General features: G+C 56.6%; 15 protein-coding genes. All 15 read left to right on the top strand.

The window, feature by feature from the left end; genetic code table 11:
* Positions 1 to 21: 21 nt before the first annotated feature.
* The 15 genes from EQG79_RS02235 (at position 22) to EQG79_RS02165 (ending at position 19,645) form a co-directional block, all read left to right on the top strand.
* Positions 22 to 1,458: a GH39 family glycosyl hydrolase gene (locus EQG79_RS02235; protein WP_240699249.1), complete on the top strand. Its 1,437-nt coding sequence runs from the start codon at positions 22 to 24 to the stop codon at positions 1,456 to 1,458.
* A gap of 6 nt (positions 1,459 to 1,464) precedes the next feature.
* Positions 1,465 to 3,411: a DUF4861 family protein gene (locus EQG79_RS02230; RefSeq protein WP_129599650.1), complete on the top strand. Its 1,947-nt coding sequence runs from the start codon at positions 1,465 to 1,467 to the stop codon at positions 3,409 to 3,411.
* Positions 3,412 to 3,441: 30 nt separating this feature from the next.
* Positions 3,442 to 5,511 (top strand): glycosyl hydrolase 115 family protein, encoded by a 2,070-nt coding sequence (locus EQG79_RS02225; protein ID WP_165358827.1) that lies wholly within the window; start codon positions 3,442 to 3,444, stop codon positions 5,509 to 5,511.
* 72 nt (positions 5,512 to 5,583) lie between these two features.
* Positions 5,584 to 7,323, top strand: coding sequence for a sodium:solute symporter family transporter (locus tag EQG79_RS02220; protein WP_129599644.1), 1,740 nt, complete (start codon positions 5,584 to 5,586; stop codon positions 7,321 to 7,323).
* A gap of 21 nt (positions 7,324 to 7,344) precedes the next feature.
* Positions 7,345 to 8,076 carry an SDR family oxidoreductase gene (locus EQG79_RS02215; RefSeq protein ID WP_077923119.1) on the top strand — a complete coding sequence of 244 codons (732 nt, stop codon included), beginning with the start codon at positions 7,345 to 7,347 and terminating at the stop codon, positions 8,074 to 8,076.
* Positions 8,073 to 8,792 (top strand): RraA family protein, encoded by a 720-nt coding sequence (locus EQG79_RS02210; RefSeq protein ID WP_129599642.1) that lies wholly within the window; start codon positions 8,073 to 8,075, stop codon positions 8,790 to 8,792. The genes EQG79_RS02215 and EQG79_RS02210 overlap by 4 nt, the downstream gene beginning before the upstream one ends.
* 8 nt (positions 8,793 to 8,800) lie before the next feature.
* Positions 8,801 to 10,903, top strand: coding sequence for a heparinase II/III domain-containing protein (locus tag EQG79_RS02205; RefSeq protein WP_129599640.1), 2,103 nt, complete (start codon positions 8,801 to 8,803; stop codon positions 10,901 to 10,903).
* Positions 10,896 to 11,702, top strand: a complete 807-nt coding sequence (locus EQG79_RS02200; protein WP_129599638.1) for a sialate O-acetylesterase — start codon at positions 10,896 to 10,898, stop codon at positions 11,700 to 11,702. Before EQG79_RS02205 ends, EQG79_RS02200 begins: the two co-directional genes overlap by 8 nt.
* A complete protein-coding gene (locus EQG79_RS02195; protein WP_129599636.1) occupies positions 11,699 to 12,091 on the top strand; it encodes a VOC family protein in 393 nt (130 codons plus the stop codon). The genes EQG79_RS02200 and EQG79_RS02195 overlap by 4 nt, the downstream gene beginning before the upstream one ends.
* Positions 12,092 to 12,247: 156 nt before the next feature.
* A complete protein-coding gene (locus EQG79_RS02190) occupies positions 12,248 to 13,264 on the top strand; it encodes a zinc-dependent alcohol dehydrogenase (protein WP_129599634.1) in 1,017 nt (338 codons plus the stop codon).
* Positions 13,252 to 15,114, top strand: coding sequence for a heparinase II/III domain-containing protein (locus EQG79_RS02185; protein WP_129599632.1), 1,863 nt, complete (start codon positions 13,252 to 13,254; stop codon positions 15,112 to 15,114). Before EQG79_RS02190 ends, EQG79_RS02185 begins: the two co-directional genes overlap by 13 nt.
* A gap of 81 nt (positions 15,115 to 15,195) precedes the next feature.
* Positions 15,196 to 16,656 carry a GH39 family glycosyl hydrolase gene (locus EQG79_RS02180; RefSeq protein WP_129601119.1) on the top strand — a complete coding sequence of 487 codons (1,461 nt, stop codon included), beginning with the start codon at positions 15,196 to 15,198 and terminating at the stop codon, positions 16,654 to 16,656.
* Between the two features lie 148 nt (positions 16,657 to 16,804).
* Complete coding sequence (locus EQG79_RS02175) at positions 16,805 to 17,731, top strand: ROK family protein (RefSeq protein WP_129599630.1); 927 nt, start codon at positions 16,805 to 16,807, stop codon at positions 17,729 to 17,731.
* A 65-nt stretch (positions 17,732 to 17,796) separates the two neighbouring features.
* Entirely contained in the window at positions 17,797 to 18,717 is a 921-nt protein-coding gene (locus EQG79_RS02170) for a DMT family transporter (RefSeq protein WP_240699248.1), read from the top strand.
* A 4-nt stretch (positions 18,718 to 18,721) separates the two neighbouring features.
* Positions 18,722 to 19,645: an SIS domain-containing protein gene (locus EQG79_RS02165; RefSeq protein ID WP_129599628.1), complete on the top strand. Its 924-nt coding sequence runs from the start codon at positions 18,722 to 18,724 to the stop codon at positions 19,643 to 19,645.
* The last annotated feature ends 4 nt before the right edge of the window (positions 19,646 to 19,649 follow it).

Genomic DNA, 19,649 nt, shown 5'->3' with positions numbered 1-19,649 from the left:
AGGATGCGTCTCTACAAACACATGAAAAATCTCCTGTTCGCCTACTTACTGCTCCTTTCAGGCACCGCATCTGCCCAGTTTATCGATACCTCAACCGAGCGGGTTAAAACGCCGTTGTCGGTCGAATTTAAACGCATCGGTACGCTGAAGCCGCGCTCGACATCGGCCATCGAATCGTCGCGCATTACGGTGGGCTGCGAAACGCTCGACCGCGATTTTACCGATTTCAACGGGTATAAAGCGTACCTGCCTCCGCTGGGCGTCAAGAAAATCCGGTTGCAGGCGGGATGGGCCAAGTGTGAGAAAGTGAAAGGGGTATACGACTGGACGTGGCTCGACGAGATCATCGACTTTGCCGTTGCCAACAAGATTGACCCCTGGCTCGAAACCTCGTACGGCAATCCGATTTATGAAGGCGGTGGCGGGCGGGGTCTGCTCAACAGTATGCCGACTTCACCCGAAGGCTTCGCGGCTTACGGCCGCTGGGTCACGGCGCTGGTCACCCGCTACAAAGACCGGGTGAAGGAGTGGGAAATCTGGAATGAGCCCGACCATCCGATGCAGAAAAATTCGCCCGAAACAACCGCCGAGCTAAACATCCGGACGGGCGAGATCATCAAACGCATTCAGCCGGAGGCCAAAATTGCAGCCCTGGCCCTCGCTACCCATACCGACACAACGTACCTGAACCGGGCCTTGACCGTATTTGCCGACCGGAAAAAACTGGATTTGTTCACCTGGGTATCGTACCACAGTTACGCCTTCCGGCCCGAACAATCGTACATAGGCGTGGCCTCATTCAAACGGCAACTGGCCAAATACGCGCCCAACCTCCTGCTCCGGCAGGGCGAAAACGGAGCGCCTTCCGGCTACATCCCCAGCTACGCCCTCGACAAGTACTACTGGACCGAATATTCGCAGGCCAAGTACGATATGCGCCGGTTGCTCGGCGATCTGGGGCGCGACATTGAAACGTCGGTGTTCACCATCATCGACATCCGGTATGCGGGCGACACGCCGGTGCTGAACATGAAAGGCCTGATTCAGTCGGACCTTGACAAGACCGTCATTCGCCCGAAAGTCGCTTACTACGCGGTGCAGAATCTGGCCAGTGTGTTCGACAACCGGCTCGAACTAATTCCCGGTTTCAACGCGACAACAACCGCTAGAGAGTCGACTTCTTTATTCGGATACAAGCAAAAAGCGGGAAAAAAGCAGTTGGTCGCCGTTTGGTTAGACAGCAAAACGCCCACGAACCTGTTCACGACCACACCCATCGACATCACCATCAGCGACGGAAATTTCGATACCCCCGTCTGGGTCGATCTGCTGACGGGGCACATCTACGAAATCCCGAAAGGAAGCTGGCAGAAAACGGGTACAACCTACACCTTCAGCAACGTACCCGTTTACGATTCGCCCGTATTGATCGCTGATAAATCAATTTTTAGACTCTAAACATCCATGAACAGCAAGCTTCTCTTTCTATTCGTTCTGATGAGTAATCTGCTGTTTGCTCAACCGGAAGCGGACAAGCGGGTCGCTACGCTGACCGTGGCCGAGCGGGTGCTGAACAAGGGGCTGGCTACCATCGATATGGGGTTGTACCCTGGCAGTTTGCTGATGCACGGCATGGCGGAGTTGAGCATCGTTCAAAAAGACCCCAAAACCCTGAGCCGGGCGCTTGAGCTATTCGCGCAGTTCAACAGTGGCAAGATCGACGGGCGGGGGAGTTTTATCAGCTACAAGGCCGGAGGCAGCGGGGCCGCTTACCTAACGTACCTGAAAAAGTCGCCCGCGCTGACTGATCAGGTAGCCCGCTTTGCGGAGAAGATGGTCAGTGAACAGAAGCGTTCTGCCGAGGGAATCCTGACCGCCAACTGGGCCAAAGACAGTCTCGATCAGGTGTTTATCGACATGGCTTTTGCCGTAACGCCTTACTTGCTTTACAGCGGGTTGGCGCTCAATAAACCCGAATACGTGGACAAAGCGGTGTTTGAAACGCTGGAGCTATTCAGGGTTCTTCAGGATGCCAACGGCCTGCTCCATCAGGGTAGGGGTTTTCAGGGGAAGGGCGTGATTTCGCAGGACAACTGGAGCCGGGGCAACGGCTGGGGCGCGTTCGGGCTGGCTTCGTTGGTCCGCGACTTGCCCGATTCGCACCCGCAGAAAAAAGCCGTCAACGCACTGGCGAAGTCATTCTTTACGGCGGTACTCAGCCATCAGAACAAAAACGGGTTGTGGCACCAGGAAATGACCGATACGTCGTCGTATGTGGAAACGTCGGGCAGTGGACTGATGCTGTATGCCATCGGTATTGCCATCGAGAAAAAAGTGCTCGATCAATCGTATCTGCCCGCCTTCAAAAAGGGCCTGAGCGGCTACATGGCCTATATCGGCGACGACGGATCGGTAAGCCATACCTGCGGCAGTTGCCTGTGTCCGGGAAAAGGAACCAAAGCCGATTACAAAAAGCAGGGCTGGAAATTCAACGATCAGCACGCATTTGGCCCGGCTGTTCTGGCTTTTACGCAAGCCGCCAAACTGGGTATCATCACCGTTGACGCGCCAACGGCGGGCTATTTCGTGACCAACGAAGCCTCGCTTCGCAAACCGCAGACGTATGTTCGCTACAGGCCCGAAGCCAACGGCAATATCCTCTGGGAAAACGACCGCGTAGCCTTCCGCGTGTATGGTCCACCCGTGAAAGACCGGGTTAGTAGCGGTATCGATGTCTGGACAAAATCCGTTGACTATCCCATTGCCGACAAGTGGTACAGCCTGAACGCCGAGGGGCTGGAATACCACATCGACCGGGGCGAGGGCTGCGACTTTTTTCACGTCGGTTTCGGGCGGGGCAACGGCGGAACGGCCATCTGGTCGAACGATAAGCCCTACATTTCACAGCCCTACGCGACGCATAAAATCCTGAAAAACACCCCCGACGAAATCGCGTTCGAGCTGGTTTTCGACCCCTGGAAAGTGGACGGCGGCCCGGCGGGGCAATTTATGGTGTCGGAACGCAAGGTGATCAGCATGAAAATGGGCACGAACTTTTTCAAAGTCGTCAGCACATTCGAGACAGATCATAAAGGGCCAATCACGGTCGGCATCGGCATTTCCTATGCCAACAAACCCGAAATCTTGACCGATCCCAAAACCGGCTTGCTTACGGTCTGGGAATCATACCTGCCTGCCAATGGAGAGTTGGGCACCAGCATCATCGCCAACCCCGCCCTTATCAGCCGGTTTGCAACGCACAAAAACGAACAGTTCGTGCTGGTCAACGTCAAAGCCGGTCAGCCCATTACGTACTACGTGGGCGCAGGCTGGACCAAAAACCCGCACGTAAAGACAAAGCAGCAGTGGCTAACGTACCTGGAAAATGAATTACCCAAACTGACCTTTTAGCAAATGAATAGCCTGATAAGGTGCCTTGTTATGAAGCGTTTGCTGCTGATACCGCTGATGCTATGGTGTACGTTGCCCGCTTTTGGGCAGCAGAAAGCACCGTTTGTATTAGTCAGTCAATCGCAGCGGGCCGTAATCGTACTGACCGGGGATGAGACAGAACCCGTACGGTTGGCCATTCAGGATTTGATTCGTGATGTAGAAAAAATTACGGGCAAAACGCTGGGAACAGCAAACAAGAAAATGCCCGGTCAGGCAGCTGTATTCATTCAGACCAAAGCGGGGTCAGCCCCGGAGCAATTTGAGCTAAACGTCCGAAACGGCGATCTGTACATCACCGGTACGAGTCCACTCGGTACCGTCTTTGGCATTTATTATTTCATTGAGCACTATCTGGGTGTCGATCCCATGTATTTCTGGAATGATCGCGCCCCGCAAAAGCGAGCAGTTCTGCGTTGGGAAACCATTCAATATCAATCCCAAAAGCCGACTTTTCGGTACCGGGGCTGGTTCATCAACGACGAAGATCTACTGACCGAGTGGTACGAAAGCAGCGGCCGTCGAAACATCGACTACCCGTTTTACCAGCAGGTAGCCTCGCCCAACCTTATCGCGAAAGTCTGCGAAACGGCCCTTCGATTGCAGTTCAACCTAATCATCCCAGCCAGCTTTATCGACATCCGAAACCCGGCCGAAGCGGTTCTGATTCAGGAAGCTTCCAAACGGGGTCTGTTCGTTTCCATGCACCATGTGGAGCCAATGGGGGTGAGCGCGTTTTCGTATTTCAACTACTGGAAAGCCAAAGACGGCAGTAGTCCGCTGTTTTCTTACTTCAGTAATCGCGAGAAGGTAGAAGAAGTATGGCGGGTGTATGCTCGTGAGTGGGCGAAATACCCGAACGTAATCTGGCAAATTGGCCTGCGCGGCATTGCCGACCGCCCCATGTGGCTGGCGGACCCCAACACCCCGCAAACCGACGCCGACCGGGGCAAACTCATCTCCGACGCGATGGCGTTTCAGATGCGGCTGATTCAGGAAGTAGACCCTCGCCCGAACCCACCTGTGACTACCACGCTCTGGGCCGAAGGCTCGGTGTTGAACCAGGCCGGACACCTTCGTATACCAGAAAAAGTAACCGTCGTTTTTGCCGACAATTCGCCGGGGTGGCGCTGGCAGGCCGATTTCATGCAAACGCCCCGTTCGCAAAAAAATACCTACGGCGTGTATTACCACCACCAGCTATGGGGTTCAGGGCCTCATCTGGTGCAGATCGTGCCACCTGCGCAAACCTATAAAGTACTGAGTCAGGCGGTGCAAAAAGGCGATACGACCTACTGCATCCTGAACGTGTCGAACGTGCGGGAGTTTCAACTAGGCATTGCGGCTTCGGCGGAGATGCTGCGTGACTTCGCCGGATTTGATACCCGGCAGTTCAACGACCAGTGGTTTGCCGAGCGATTTGGTTCGTCCGCAAAGGCGGTGGCCCAGGCTTACCAGACCTATTTCGACAGTTTTGTCCTCAACGACAACACGGGCACACCAATTCTGATGGACGGCCAAACGGCCAGCCTTGGGGCAGGTATGCTAACCGAGTTGAAAGCTCAACTGACCGACTCGGTTCAGTACCAGGCTATCCTGAAAAACAAGCAGACCGAAACGGAGGAGAGCAAATGGATAAAGTCGGCGATTGGCGATATGCGGTCGGGCGATTTGTCCCTTAGTGAACAGCTGGTTCGGGTTGTCCGGCAGCGAGAGGGACTGATGCGAGCCGACGCACTGGCGATAAAAATAGCCCCTCAGCTAACGCCCGAGCAGCGGTTATTTTTCGAAGTCAACTTTGTTGCCCAAATCAAAATAATGCTTGGACTGGAAGACTGGCTCATGCACCTTATTCAGGCGAAACTGGCCGCTGATGCCGCCGATAAGAGCAGCGTAATACAGCATTTACAGGAGGCTACGCGGGCTATTTCGCTCGCTCAGCAGGGCAAAGCGTTGAGTGCTAAACCCGAGAAATGGAAAGACTGGTACCGGGGCGACAAGAAGCTGAACCTCGCCCGAAAAGAGGCCCTGACCAACGAAGTGATAACGCTCCTGAACTAGTAGGCGCCTGACGAATGAACTGCCTCAGCCAAAAGACCATAAAGACCCGGACCCCTTTTACTCATTAACCGTATGAACCAACTTAAAGCGCTCGATTACACGGCCATTGTCCTGTACATGATTATGATGTCGGGCATCGGGATTTTCCTGGGCCGATTTGTCAAGAACATCAACGACTACTTCAAGGGTGGGAGTGGCGTGTCGTGGGTGGCTGGTGGGATCAGCAACTTCATGACCAAGTTCAGCACCTTCATCTTTGTGGCCTACGCGGGCATCGCCTACTCCGATGGACTGGTGGCCATTACGGTGATCTGGAGTACCGTGTTTCCTTCTCTGATTGCTATTGGCTTTTTTGCCAAACGCTGGAAACGGGCGGGCATCATGAGCCCCGTCGAGTTCCTCGAAACGCGCTATAACGCCCCCATTCGGCAATTGTTTTCGTGGAGTGGTGTGGCCTTCAAACTGCTCGACGACATGATCAAACTGTATTCCATCGGGCTCTTTATCACGGCGGCTTCGGGAATGCCGTTCGAAACGGCCGTCATCGGTTGTGGTATTGTTGTGACATTGTACACGGTCGTTGGGGGTTTCTGGGCCGTGATCGTCACCGACGTGGTGCAGTTTGTGATCCTGTTTTTCGCCACGCTGATTCTGGTGCCGCTGGCCTACAACGCAGCTGGCGGCCTGGAAAATATGCAGGCCGTTATTCCCCAGAACATGACCTGGTTCAACGGCAAAAAGGGCATTCCGATCTGGCTCGTTACCTACTACATTCTCCTCATCATTCGGTACCTCGGCAACTGGACGTTCATTCAGCGTTTCTACAGTGCCAAAACCGAAACCGACGGGCAGAAACTGGCGGGGTTGTCGGCGGTCTTCTTCTTTATTTTTCCCATCATTTTCCTGTTTCCGCCCCTGGCTGCTCGGGTTATTCTGCCCAACCTGGCCAACCCCGAAATGGCGTATGTAAGCCTCTGCGTGAAGCTGTTGCCGTCGGGTATTATGGGCTTGATGATGGCCGCCATGTTTGCCGCCACCATGTCGGTGCTCAGTGCCGAATACAACGTCACAGCCAGTGTACTCACCCGCGACATTTACCAGCGTGTGTTCCGCCCTAATGCCAGTGGGAAAGAAAGCCTGCTCGTGGGTCGGCTGATGACCTTACTGGTGGGCGGCATCGTTACGGTCGGGGCTCTGTTTGTGGCCGGATTTGGCGGGGCGTTTGAAGCCAACAAACTGCTGGCGGGCATTTTCGCTGTGCCCATGATCGTGCCCGTTATCGTGGGTGTGCTCATGGCCAAACCGCAACCCTGGGGGGCGTTGGTGACTTTGTTTGGCGGAGTTGCATTAGGTTTTGTCCTGCACGTGTTTTTCGTGAAAACCGATGCGTTCAACCTCGCCGGTCCGGGCGTCATTGATGAGGTGCGCTGGGCCATTGCCACGCTGGTCGAAATCGGGTTCTGCTTCTCGGTATTCATCCTGTCGGGCTATTTTAAATCAGCAGATAGCGCCTACAACAAGCGCGTGGCGGCTTTCTTCCACAAACTGACCGTGCCGTTTGTGCCGGTCCAGGAAAGTAAAAACGACGATGCCTTTGCCGATGCTATCAAGTTGATGTATGGCATCGCTTTCGGGCTCACCGGCCTCATGTTCGTCATCATGGGCTTCCCCTCGCGGGCTATGCTGAGCGGGCAACTGGCGCTGGGAGCCGGGAGCGTGTGTCTTGCTCTCTCTGCTTTCTTATGGTACAAGGCACGAAAAGCAGCCGCTCTGCTTAAAGAAGAAGTTCCCACAGCAACAACCGTACACTAATCGAATCACAACCTTACACATATGAATAACCTCAACAATAACCGGGACGCCGACCGCCGGATCGCAGACCGAGTAATCTTCATCACCGGCGCATCGGGTGGCATTGGCAAGGCTACGGCCCTGCAACTGCTCGATCAGGGTGCAAAAGTCTTCGACTTCAGTCGAACCCGTCAGCTTTCCGATGAAGTACAGCACGAAAACCTACGCTCGTTCAAAGGTGATGTCAGCAAAGAAGCCGACGTGCAGGCCGGGTTTGCCGCCTGTCTTGAGGCTTTTGGCACCGTCGACGTGCTGCTCAATAATGCGGGTATGGGCGTGCTGACAACCGATCTTTCCATGACAGAACTGGATGCGTATGAGCAGATGGTCAACGTGAACATGCGGGGCGTTTTTCTCTGCAACCGCGAAGCGCTGAAGGTGATGAAGCCGAAGAAATCGGGGCATATCCTGACCGTAATTTCAATGGCTGGACAGCGTACGAACCCCAATGCTCCGGTCTATGCAGCCTCAAAGTTTGGCGCCCGTGGCCTCAGCAGTGGACTGGCCGATCAGGTCATCAAAGAAGGGATCAGGGTGACTGATATAAACCCCGGCCCCACCGATAGCGACTATTGGGGCGATCGCAAGGTGCCCCGGGAGAAGTTTCTAAAAGTGGAAGACGTGGCCAACGTGATCACGTTCGTGCTCAACCAACCGGATTACGTGGTGATCCGTGAAATTAATTTCGACAACATGAATTTTCTGGCAGGATGATAACGAACACACTCCATACCCACACGAACGGCAACGGCCAGGCTGTTGCGGCATCGCCTTTTCCCATCCCGGTTGCCGAGATGCGCGAGCGGTATTTGCGGCTCTACACGGGGGCGGTCAACGATGTGCTGCGGTTCAACTACAACATGCACGCCACCAGTTTGCCGCCCGAGTTTGCGCCCCTGCGCGAGGCCATGAAAATGGCCGGACTGGCCTTTACTGTGAAAGGTGGCCCCGACATTACGACCGACGGAGAGTTTGAAATGCGCGCCCAGATGCTCGAAGACCTGCACGCCGATTCGGTGGTTGTGTGGGATTGTACGGGCGACACCGTCACCTCACAATGGGGCGAAGTGATGACCATGGCCGCAAAAAAAGCCGGTTGCCGGGGCGCAGTTGTCAACGGTATCCGTGACACACAGGCGATTCTGGAACTGGGTTTTCCGGTGTTTCACAAGTACAAAGCCAACACGGGCATGCTCGGTCGGTTTCGGATGCACCACTACCAGAAGCCCGTTCTCATGGGCGAGGTAACCGTAAAGCCCGGCGACTGGGTCTTTGGCGACATCGACGGGGTAATCTCGATTCCGCAGAACATCGCCTATGATGTGTTGCTGGCAGCCGAGAAAATCTTGCACAAAGAAGACGAAATCCGCGAGATGGTCGAAAGCGGCATGAAACCAACCGACGTAGTGAAAAACGGGGGGTACTTCTGATTTTTGTCATGCTGAGGAACGAAGCATCTTGCTTTTTAACCGATACCGAACGTACCCGGATTCTGACGGGTCTCCAAAACGGCGAGCCATTGGTAAGTCGTTTCTACGCGGCTTTGCACAAGCGCGTCTACGAACGGGTTGTCACGAAGGGACTGCTAGGACCTGGTGCCACCGTAGCTTGGTATTATCCGGCAGCCGAATACCTGTCGGACGCGGCCATGCTGTATGCGCTGGAACCCGACGAAGGACTGGCCAACTGGCTACGCACCGTTACGCTCGATATTGCCCGAACATCTGCTTACGACTGGGCTGGACCAGCGTTTCGTGACCATTTGGAGCCGCTGACGGGACACCTGGAAACGGCGCATTTGTGCTGGGCGCTGAGTGCCGTTTATGATCTGGCTCGTGACGTCTTTTCTGAGTCGGAACAGGCCGAAGTACGGCAAGCACTGACCGAAAAAGGCATTGTTCTCTGTCGGCGGTGGATCGATAAAAACACGCACCTGGCCAACTGGCGGGGCATTCTGATGTCGGGCGTACTGGTAGCGGCAGCGGTTCTTAACGAGCAGGAGTTGATCGATCAATACGTATCGGAATGGCAACGCTGTGCACTGGCATTCCAGCCCGATGGTTCCTACGGCGAGTCGTTGCAATACGGCAATTACCTGGCGTTTGCGCTCATGCTGGCCTATGAATCGCTGAGCCGAACGTACCCGGAAAAAGCCGCCCTGCTCGATGTGGGTACGTATGGAAAGGGCATTCGGTGGGTGGCCAGTAGCATGTTCTACGCCAAACCTCTTGCTGAGAATGGAAGCGGTTCCTGGGGCACCGAACCCCGCGCCCGGGCCGCCAATTTCAATGACAGCGCGGCCCTGTTCCGGCCTTCCGGCGACCTATTGCTACACCTGGCCGTTCATGCCGGAACAGACGACGAAAAGCAACTGGCGCGTGGCCTGTTTGCTAGCTACTACGAGACCGTTCCTACGCAGGGGCCGCACGAATTGGCGACCTTCGGGATGCATAACGATTGGGGTTTTCTGACCCTGCCGCTGCTGACCCACGAAACGAAAGGCATTAGTCCGCAGGAAGCAGGGTTGCCGCTGACGACGGCATTCAGTAACGGCCACACCTTCATGCGTGACGCCTGGAATGGAAAGACCATCGTAGCCATCAACGGTGGGGGAGAGGGGCTGCACGGTCCCGGCCATTTGCACGGCGACCTGAACAGTTTTATCCTTGTGCATAACCGCGAACGACTGCTGGTCGACCCCGGCCACAGTTGCTACCGGAACCTGATTCACGGGCTGGAGAGCAGCACGCAAACGCATAACACCTGCACCTTCCTTGTCGAGGCAGAAACGCTGGGTTTGCAGGAGGATAAGGCCAAAGCCACCATGCTGGAGCAGAAAAGCGTGCTGCCTCGTCGGTTGCTGATCAACGGCGTCCCCGGTCCGGCTGTCGACCGAGGAAATCGGCGGCTGATTGTTGCGCACGATGAACCCGTTTCGGTCGTTGGCTCGGAGATTGGTAACGCTTGCGGTGCGCCTATCGACACGTTTTCAAGATTCTGGCTCATGGCGGGGAGTAATGTTTTGTTCGTCATTGACCGGATTGAGGCAAGCCAACCCGTGACAACGGTCTGGAACTGGCTGGTCAATAACCGCGACGGACAGGCGCAGGTCGACACGCAACCTACGTGCCTGACTGTTCGACGAAATGAGGCCGGTATGAAGCTGTTTCACTGTGGCAACGGTAAAATCGGGTACCCCGTTTATGGGTACGTCCACGACGCCTACCACGTAGAGCCAAACCAGTACGGCGAAGGAAAACCCGGCAGCGGCCTGCTCTACCGCTGGACAGAAAAGGCAGCGGCAACCGCCCGGACGGTTGTTCACGCTATTGCTCTCGACGAGGCTATTGTGTTGGATCGATGGGCGTTAACCGTAGATGGGAACGCGTTTACGCTATCGAACGGGCAGAAAAAATGGACGCTAATCGTACAGGATGACGAAGCCCATCAGCTTTCGTTAGTTTCGGGGCATGGCCGACGTTGGGATGTGCTTAACGAATCGGGCCACTATTCTTTAAAACGAATGCCCGATCATGGCTAAATACCTGCTTCTGACTGCTTTTTTTCTCCTCTTAAGCCAACTCAGCACGGTGGCTCAACCCTCCCTGCCAACTGGTTTGGACCGTGCCAATTTCCATTTGTATGTGTTGGCAGGCCAGTCGAATATGGCGGGCCGTGGCAAGGTCGATACCCTTGATAAAACCCCACATCCGCGTGTGTGGATGCTGAACAAAGCCAATCAATGGGTGCCTGCTACCGAGCCGATGCACTTCGACAAGCCAGCGGTCGTGGGTGTTGGTCCGGGTTTGGCGTTTGGTAAACTAATGGCCGAACAGAACCCCAACGCGTTCATTGGCCTGATTCCAACCGCCGTAGGAGGGTCGGCCATCGACGCCTGGACACCGGGAGGGTACCATGAGCAAACAAAGAATTATCCCTACGATGAAGCCGTTCAACGGGTTCAACTGGCGCAACAGGCAGGTACGGTGCACGGCATTCTGTGGCATCAGGGTGAAAGTGATAGCAAACCCGACCTGGCGGCTGGGTATGAAGCCAAGCTCACGGAGCTAATCGGGCGCTTTCGGCAGGCGTTCGGCAGTCCCGATGTGCCGGTTGTGGTGGGTACGTTGGGGGATTTTTACTTATCGAAGAATCCGGCGGCTACCCAAATCAATGCCACGTTGTCCAATCTACCCAACCGGCTGTCGCGGGTAGCCTTCGCCGATGCATCGGGCCTGACCGATGGGGGCGATGCTACTCATTTCAACGCCGAATCGGCCCGCGAGCTGGGACGCAGGTATGCAAAGGCCATGCAGGCACTGGAAACGAAAAAACCATGAATCCTCTAAAACTAAAAGGAATCGATCACCCCGGCGTCGCGGCCAATGACGTCGAGCAGCTTGCCGACTGGTACTGCGAGGTATTCGGCTACGAAAAGTGGTTCAGACACCCGAAGCCGGTCTGGATGCTCAAAGCCCCCGACGGCACCCTGCTCGAAGTGATGCCGAAAGACGACACCGCCCGTCCTGAACGCACCACCTGGACACCCGGCTGGTCGCACCTCGCCCTGCGCGTCGAAAACATCGACGAAGCCATCGCTTTCCTCGACACCAAAGGGGTTCGTTGGGGTGGCTCCGTCATCAACGCCATCGGTGGCGGCAAAGTCCGTAACCTCTTTGACCCTGACGGGAATATGCTGCAGATCTTAGAAAGACAGGTGTTACTGTAGAGACGCGATACCTCGCGTCTCATCATGCGCCAGCACACACGCGTCAGCAATTTCATTCGCAAACAGGGGTCTCATATACCGGATGGTGGGCAGATGAAATTGCTGACGCATGCTGAGACGCGAAGGGTCGCGTCTCTACGTAAAAAATCCAAACCAATGAAAGCACTCCAGTTTACAGGAAACAAAACCTTTGATTTACAGGATGTTGATATCCAAAGGCCTGCGCAGGGCGAGGTTCGTTTGAAAGTAGCGTACTGTGGCGTGTGTGGTACCGACGTGCACATCTACCACGGTGCTATGGCGCAGCGACTCTCACTGCCACAGGTGATTGGCCACGAAGTGTCGGCCGAAATCGACACGGTGGGCGAAGGCGTATCGGGCTGGCAACCCGGCGATCGGGTAACGGTTCGGCCGCTGAAGCCTGGTCAGGAAATGCCGGTAGACAACGGCGTTCAGCACATTGGGCAAAACCTGAAATTTATCGGCATCGATACCCCCGGTGGTATGCAGCAGTACTGGAACGTACCCGCTAGAACTCTCCACCGCTTACCCGACAACTTACCGCTTACGATTGGGGCGATGATCGAACCGCTGGCCGTTGCCTGTCACGATGTGCGGCTGGGTGAGGTGAAAGCGGGCGAGAACGTCGTGATCATCGGTGGTGGGCCCATCGGGATGTTGATTGCGCTGGTGGCCCGACAGAAAGGAGCGAATGTGCTGATTTCGGAGGTAAATGAAACCCGTTTGCAACTGGCTGATTCGATGGGGCTGGCGACGGTCAACCCGAAAGGAACGGATTTGCTCGCTCATGTGGAAGACTTCACCGATGGAGCCATGGCCGATGTTGTTTTCGAAGTATCAGGTGTGCAGGCGGGCGTCACGACCATGACCCAACTGCCCCGGGTCCGGGGTCGGATCGTGATGGTGGCTATTCATGCCGAACCCAAAGCCGTTGATCTGTTCCGCTTCTTCTGGCGGGAGCTGAAGCTGATCGGGGCACGGGTCTACGAACCCGAGGATTTCGACGAAGCCATCGCCCTGGCCGCGTCGGGTACCTTACAACTCGACGCGCTGATCACCCAGATTTCACCCCTGGCCGATGCCAAATCGGTCTTCGAGACCATCGACAACAACCCGGCAGGCATGAAATATTTATTACAATGCGACGTATAATTCCGATCGTCCGTGTGGTCTGGGTGTTCTGGCTGGGCGCGTATGTCAGCGCTCAGGCCCAGGTAGACGTGCGAACGTTGCCGGCACATCCGCGTTTACTGGCGAATGCGGCTCGCTTTGCTGAATTAAAGACCCAGAACGATACGGTCTCTCAACGGCTGAAAATCTATATACAACACGAAGCTGAACGGCTCCTGACCGCTCCCGAAATCGTGTATCCGACAACGGGTTTTAAGTTTAGCCAGATGAGAACCGTGCAGGGGCGTATTATTACCCTGGCGATGAATTATAGGCTTACCGGCGACAAGCGCTATCTGAACCGCGCCCGTCAGGAATTGGTACAACTGGCCACCCTGCCCGACTGGGCTCCCAACCACTTTCTGGATGTGGGCGAAGGCGCGCTGGCCGCGGGTATCGGACTCGACTGGCTGTATGATGACCTAACTCCTGACGAACGCAACCAGCTTACCCAGGCCATCGTCAAAAATGCCTTATTGCCATCGCTGAACGTTGCGGAGGGAAACGGAAGCTGGGTAGATGGCGATTTCAACTGGACGCAGGTGTGCCATGGCGGCTTGACCGTGGGGGCGTTGGCCATTGCCGAACGGGAGCCCGAACTGGCTACGAAAATCATCAACCGGGCCATTAAGAACGTGCCCCATGCCGGAGCCGTTTATGCGCCCGACGGAGCGTATCCCGAAGGCCCCAGCTACTGGTCGTACGGAACCACGTTTCATGTGCTGCTGATCGAAGCATTGCGCTCGGCTTTGGGTAAGAGTTTCGGGTTGGAACAGTTTCCCGGCTTTCTGAAAACGGCCGATTACAACCTGCAAATGGTGGGGCCGAGTGGTTTGGATGTCAACTATTCCGACTACCACCTCGAAACCCAGAATGAACCCATTATGCTGTGGTTCGCCCGGGAAACCCAACGGCCAGATCTGGCCGGGCAGGAACTGGCCGATGTAAACACCTTGTATCGGGCGGCTGTCTCGAACACCAAAAGCAGCGTGACGGCGAACCGGCATACACCCCTCGAACTGTTGTGGTGGAAGCCGGAACTGGCTGGGAAATCGACCATTACACGGCCCCGCCACTGGACCTCGCAGGGTGTTTTGCCGATGGCGGTGATGCGGTCGGCCTGGCAGGACCCAGCGGCCACGTTCGTGGCCATCAAGGGCGGAACGCCCAATCATTCGCACGCGCACATGGACGTGGGCAGTTTTGTGCTCGAAGCCGATGGCGTTCGCTGGGCTATTGACCTGGGTACCGAAAGCTACGACAGGATGCGGGCCGCCAAACTCGACCTCTGGAACTACAGCCAGAACAGTACCCGATGGACTACGTTCCGGGTTGGGCCGGAGGGGCACAATATCCTGCGCTTCGACCAGCAGCCACAGCAGGTCGATGGGAACGCCGGCATCAGCGTGCTGCCCGGCACCGATGGCAGCCTGGGTAACCGTATCGACCTGACGTCACTCTACCGGCAGCAGGTAGCCAGCGTGACGCGTAGTATCCGGCTGTTGCCCGACCGTTCGGTGCGGCTGGATGATGTCTGGACCACCGCCGACCGCCCCGTGGCCGCTTCCTGGCAATGGCTGACCAGGGCCACCGTGAGCAAAACGCCCCGGGGTCTGCTGCTGCGGCAGGATAACCAGTCGCTGGAGCTCCTGCTATCGGCATCGGAACCCTACACGGTGGTCATTGACGATGTGTCACAGCCCCGGAACAGGCAGGATTCGGCGAATCCGGGCGTCAGCCGCATCGTAGTTCAACTTCAAACACCTGCTCAAACAACGACAACCTTACAGGTGCGCATGATTCCAGGCCGCGCTACCGTCGGCCAGAAGTAGCCCTAACTCGCTAGTTGTACCACCATGAGAACCACCTTCTTTACATCCACCATTGCCCTGGCGACCAGCCTGCTGACCCTGATGGGTGAACCTGCGACTGCCCAGCCCATCGACACCCGTCCCGACCGGGTGAAAACCGATTTTGCCGTTACCATGCCCCGCATCGGTACCGTAAAACCCCGCTCCACCAGTGAGATTACGGGGTCTAACTGGCTGATCGGCTGCGAGACGATGGACCGCGACTTCACCGACTACGACCAGTACAAAGCGTACATCGCCCCCCTCGGTATCAAACGGCTGCGGATGCAGGCGGGCTGGGACAAGACCGAAAACGTAAAGGGGCAGTACGACTGGGCCTGGCTCGACCACATCATTGACGATGCCCACCGGCGCGGCTTCCAGCCCTGGCTGCAGACCTCCTACGGCAACCATAACTATCCCAACGGGGGCGGGGCCAACCTCGGCGCGGGCGTACCAACCTCGCCGGAGGCTCTGGCGGCCTGGGACCGCTGGGTGGAGGCCATGGTGAAGCGGTACAAAAACAAAGTCGTCGACTGGGAGATCTGGAACGAACCCAACTTTGGCGACAACCAGGAAAACACGCCCGACAAATTTGCGGCCCTGACCATCCGTACTGTCGATATCATCAAGCGTATTCAGCCCGAAGCGCGGGTGTCGGGCCTGGCCATGGGCCACATCGATCTCGACTATGCCGACCGGTTTTTTAAGATCCTGGCCGACCGTAAAAAGATTCTTCTGTTCGATAACTTCACCTATCACGACTACGTCTACAACCCCGATTCACACTACGGCAAGGTGATGAAGCTGCGGGCGGTGCTCGACAAGTACGCGCCCGGCATTCCGTTGCGGCAGGGCGAAAACGGCTGTCCCTCGGGGGGCGGAAGCGGCCGGGGCGCCCTCTGGGACTACGACTGGAGCGAGCTGACCCAGGCTAAATGGGACCTGCGCCGGATGCTCGGCGACCTGGGTCACGACATTGAAACGAGTATTTTCGGGCTCATCGAAATGGCCTATACCAGCGGCCCTATCAACCGGCTTAACTACAAGGGCATTATCAAATCCGACTCGACCAAGCGGGCCATCCGGCCAAAAATGGCCTATTACGCCATTCAGCACGTAACGTCGATTTTCGATAACTCGCTGGAGCGGCTGAAGAAACTGAAGCCGTCGTACAACAACGCCTACCTGCCCGCCGATCAATCGGAGGTGGTCTACAGCCGCAGCACCGACCGCAGCCTGGCGGTGTACGGCTACCGACACAAAAACACCGGGAAACAGGTCTACACCATCTGGTCCGACGAGTATATCCCCACGGACTCCAACAAGACCCGCAACCTGACTTTTACCTTTATCAACGGCCACTTCGACCAGCCGGTCTACGTCGACCTCATCAGCGGGGGCGTGTACGAGATTCCGGCGGGTCAGTGGAAAAAGACGGGCTCGACCTATACCTTTACCAACATGCCGGTCTACGACGCGCCTATCCTGATTGCCGATAAAAGTCTGGTTAAGCTCCAGTAAATCGGTACGTGGCAAAGCAACGGTACAGTCCGTTGGCCGACTGAAATGACACGGCCAAAACCGGGAAAAAACCGACAGCGCGCTGTTTTGCAGAATGACGGATTCGCGGGCACCGGATCCCTTCGTTTAACTTTACCATTGACCTTCTGTGAAAACCCACGCAATTGGTATTGACATTGGCGGAACCCGCACCAAAATTGGCCTGGTCAACCTCGCCAGCGGGCGGGTTGAAGCCATGCATATCACCCCGACCGAAACCAGAGACGGCGGGCGTTTTCTGGCCCTGATCGGGGAAGCCATCCGTCTGTTTACCGACCGGGCCGCAGCCGAGGAGACTGAGGTGGCGGGGGTGGGCATCGGCGTGCCCGGCTTCGTTTTTGCCGGTGGTGTGGTCGATTCGACTTACGGCTTTCTCGACTTCATGGAAGACTATCCTCTCGCCGATCTCATCACGCGGCAGCATGGCCTGCCCTGCCGGCTCGACAACGACGCGCGGGTGGTAGCCCTGGGCGAAGCGCTCTACGGGCAGGGGCGGGGAGTTAGTCGGGTGCTGGTGCTGACGCTGGGCACCGGCTTAGGGCTGGGCTTCACCATCGACGGGCGGCTGGATGGCTCGCTTCCGTTTGCCCACATGGGGGGGCACCTGACCGTTGTAAGCAGTGATGCCGTATGCTACTGCGGTAAAACGGGTTGCCTGGAGTCGCTGGTTTCCTCGGCGGGTATCCAGCGAATTGCCAGCCGCCGGGCCTGGGCAGCGACCTATCCGACAGTACCACCGACTGCCGAAACCATTTTCAGTCAGCAGCTGGCAGGCAATGACGACGCCAGGGCGATCATTGACGAGTACGTAGGCTATTTGAAAACTGGCATCGACAACTACATCAATCTCTACGCACCCGACCTTATTGTGCTGGGCGGAGGTATTGCGAAAGGACTCCAGCACTTGACCGACCAGCTGCATACACCCAGTCTGCTCAATCCATACAAGGCGTACAAAACCCGGGTCGCTGTTTCTGAACTGGGCGAGCAGGCTGGTATTCTGGGCGGTGCCGCCCTCTTCACTGAGCAAACATAAGTAAGAACGTAAACACGAATTGGTTGGTTGGTTTTCCGTGTCACCCGTTTCTAGTACCATTCATTATGATGAAATCCTGGATTTTGTACTCGATAGCCGCGGCCTTTTTCTGGGGCACCTGGGGCGTGGTGGCCAAGCTGATTTCCGACCAGGTGTCGCCGTTTGCCAACCATGTGCTGTTCAGCGCCGGGATGCTGCTGACGCTGCCCCTCATCCTCCGCAAACTCAGGACGCAGCGCCCGAACCGCCGGGGCATTGGCTGGGGGCTGGTGGCCGGCGCCCTGGCCGTAGCGGGCAATGTAGCCGTCTATCAGGCGTTCACGGCCGGTGGGCTGGCGGCTATTGTTATTCCCGTAACCAACCTCTACCCACTCGTTACCATTGCGATTGCGCTGCTGGTGTTTAAGGAAAAACTTAACTGGCTCAACGCGCTTGGCATTCTGCTGGCCATTCCGGCGGTAGTCATGCTCTCGGGCGAATCGCTGCTGTTCGACAATCCAACCGCTTTTTTTACCAGTCTGGGCCTTAGTCCGTGGCTTGTATACTCGCTGATCGCCTTGTTTTTCTGGGGTGTGTTCAGTGCGGCTCAGAAAGAAACGACCAACCATATATCGGCCGAGTGGTCGTACGTGAGCTTTATCCTGTCGTCGGTGATGATTGCGCTCGTGTTCGCAGGCCTGGGCCTGGCCGACCTCAACCTCTCAACCCAAACCCTGGGCCTCGGTTCGCTGGCCGGTATGCTGAACGGACTGGGTGTACTGGCTAGTTTTGTGGCCTACGGGGCCGAAGGGAAAGCGTCTAAAGTAACGACCATTGCCGGGGCGCTGCAACCCGTTTTCACCATCGGGCTGGCCATTGTCTTTCTGAACGAAAGTGTATCCGTAACGGAGTCGCTGGGTATCGCGCTCGCCGTCGCGGGGGCGCTGACCCTTTCCTACGAAAAAGAAAACGTACCGGCTGACGGTGTGCCCGTCGCCAATCCCTGAACGTATGAATCCTGTACTTGCCGAAATTCTGGAAATTCCCGACCGGGCCCGCGAAGGACTCCGCAGCCCGGTCGACCCGCTGCCGCTACACGTGCCGTATCTCGGTATGGGCTCGTCGTATTTTGCGCCCCTGGCCTTCAGCTACCTGGGTCTGCCCATTTTCCCCCAACTGGCTTCGGAGTACGTGTATTACCTGGCCAGGGACGAGCGGGCGCCCATGGCCGTGCTGCTGTCGCAGTCGGGCCAGAGCAGCGAAGTGCTGTGGTGCCGCGACCTGTTTGATCAGTACGTGGCCGTGTCCAACAATCCCGCCAGCGACTTGTGTACTGCCCCCAACGTGGCTCGTGTGGTAGCCATCGGGGCGGGGCTGGAGCAGTATTCATCGTCCAAAACCTACGTCAACACCCTCGTTGCCCTCTTCCGGGGGTTTGGGTTGTTGCCCGATGCGGCCGTGCGGCAACTGACCGAACGCTTCGGGCAGTACCACGAGCAGGGGCAGCAGCTGGCCGAGCGGGTACTGGCCCTGCGGCAGCAGCATCCGATGCACGGTATGTACGTAACAGGCAGCGGTCCCAATATCGGCACGGCCCACGAAGCCGCTCTGATCCTGAGCGAAAGCACCAAACTCTCGTTTCAGGGGCTGGCCATGGCGCAGTACGACCACGGCCCCAAAGAAACGGCGACGAATAGCCTTCTGATTCAGATCCTGGCGAAGGGAGCCACCTACGACCGCACCCGTCGGCTGTCGGAGCGGGTTGAGCGGGCCGGGGCGCAGGTGCTGACGGTAGAAGCTCCCGACGATGTGGCCGAACCGTTTTCTATCCTGCACACCATCGTGCCGTTCAATTTCATGGCGTATTACATGGCGCAGGGAATGAACATCGGCGAAACGTTCGTGGTGGGCGGTAAAGTAACAGAAGCCATCTAACAGG

Origin of the sequence: Spirosoma sordidisoli, assembly GCF_004138325.1 — a bacterium.
Classification (GTDB): Bacteria; Bacteroidota; Bacteroidia; order Cytophagales; family Spirosomataceae; genus Spirosoma; species Spirosoma sordidisoli.
This window is presented reverse-complemented; position numbering and strand designations above follow the sequence as displayed.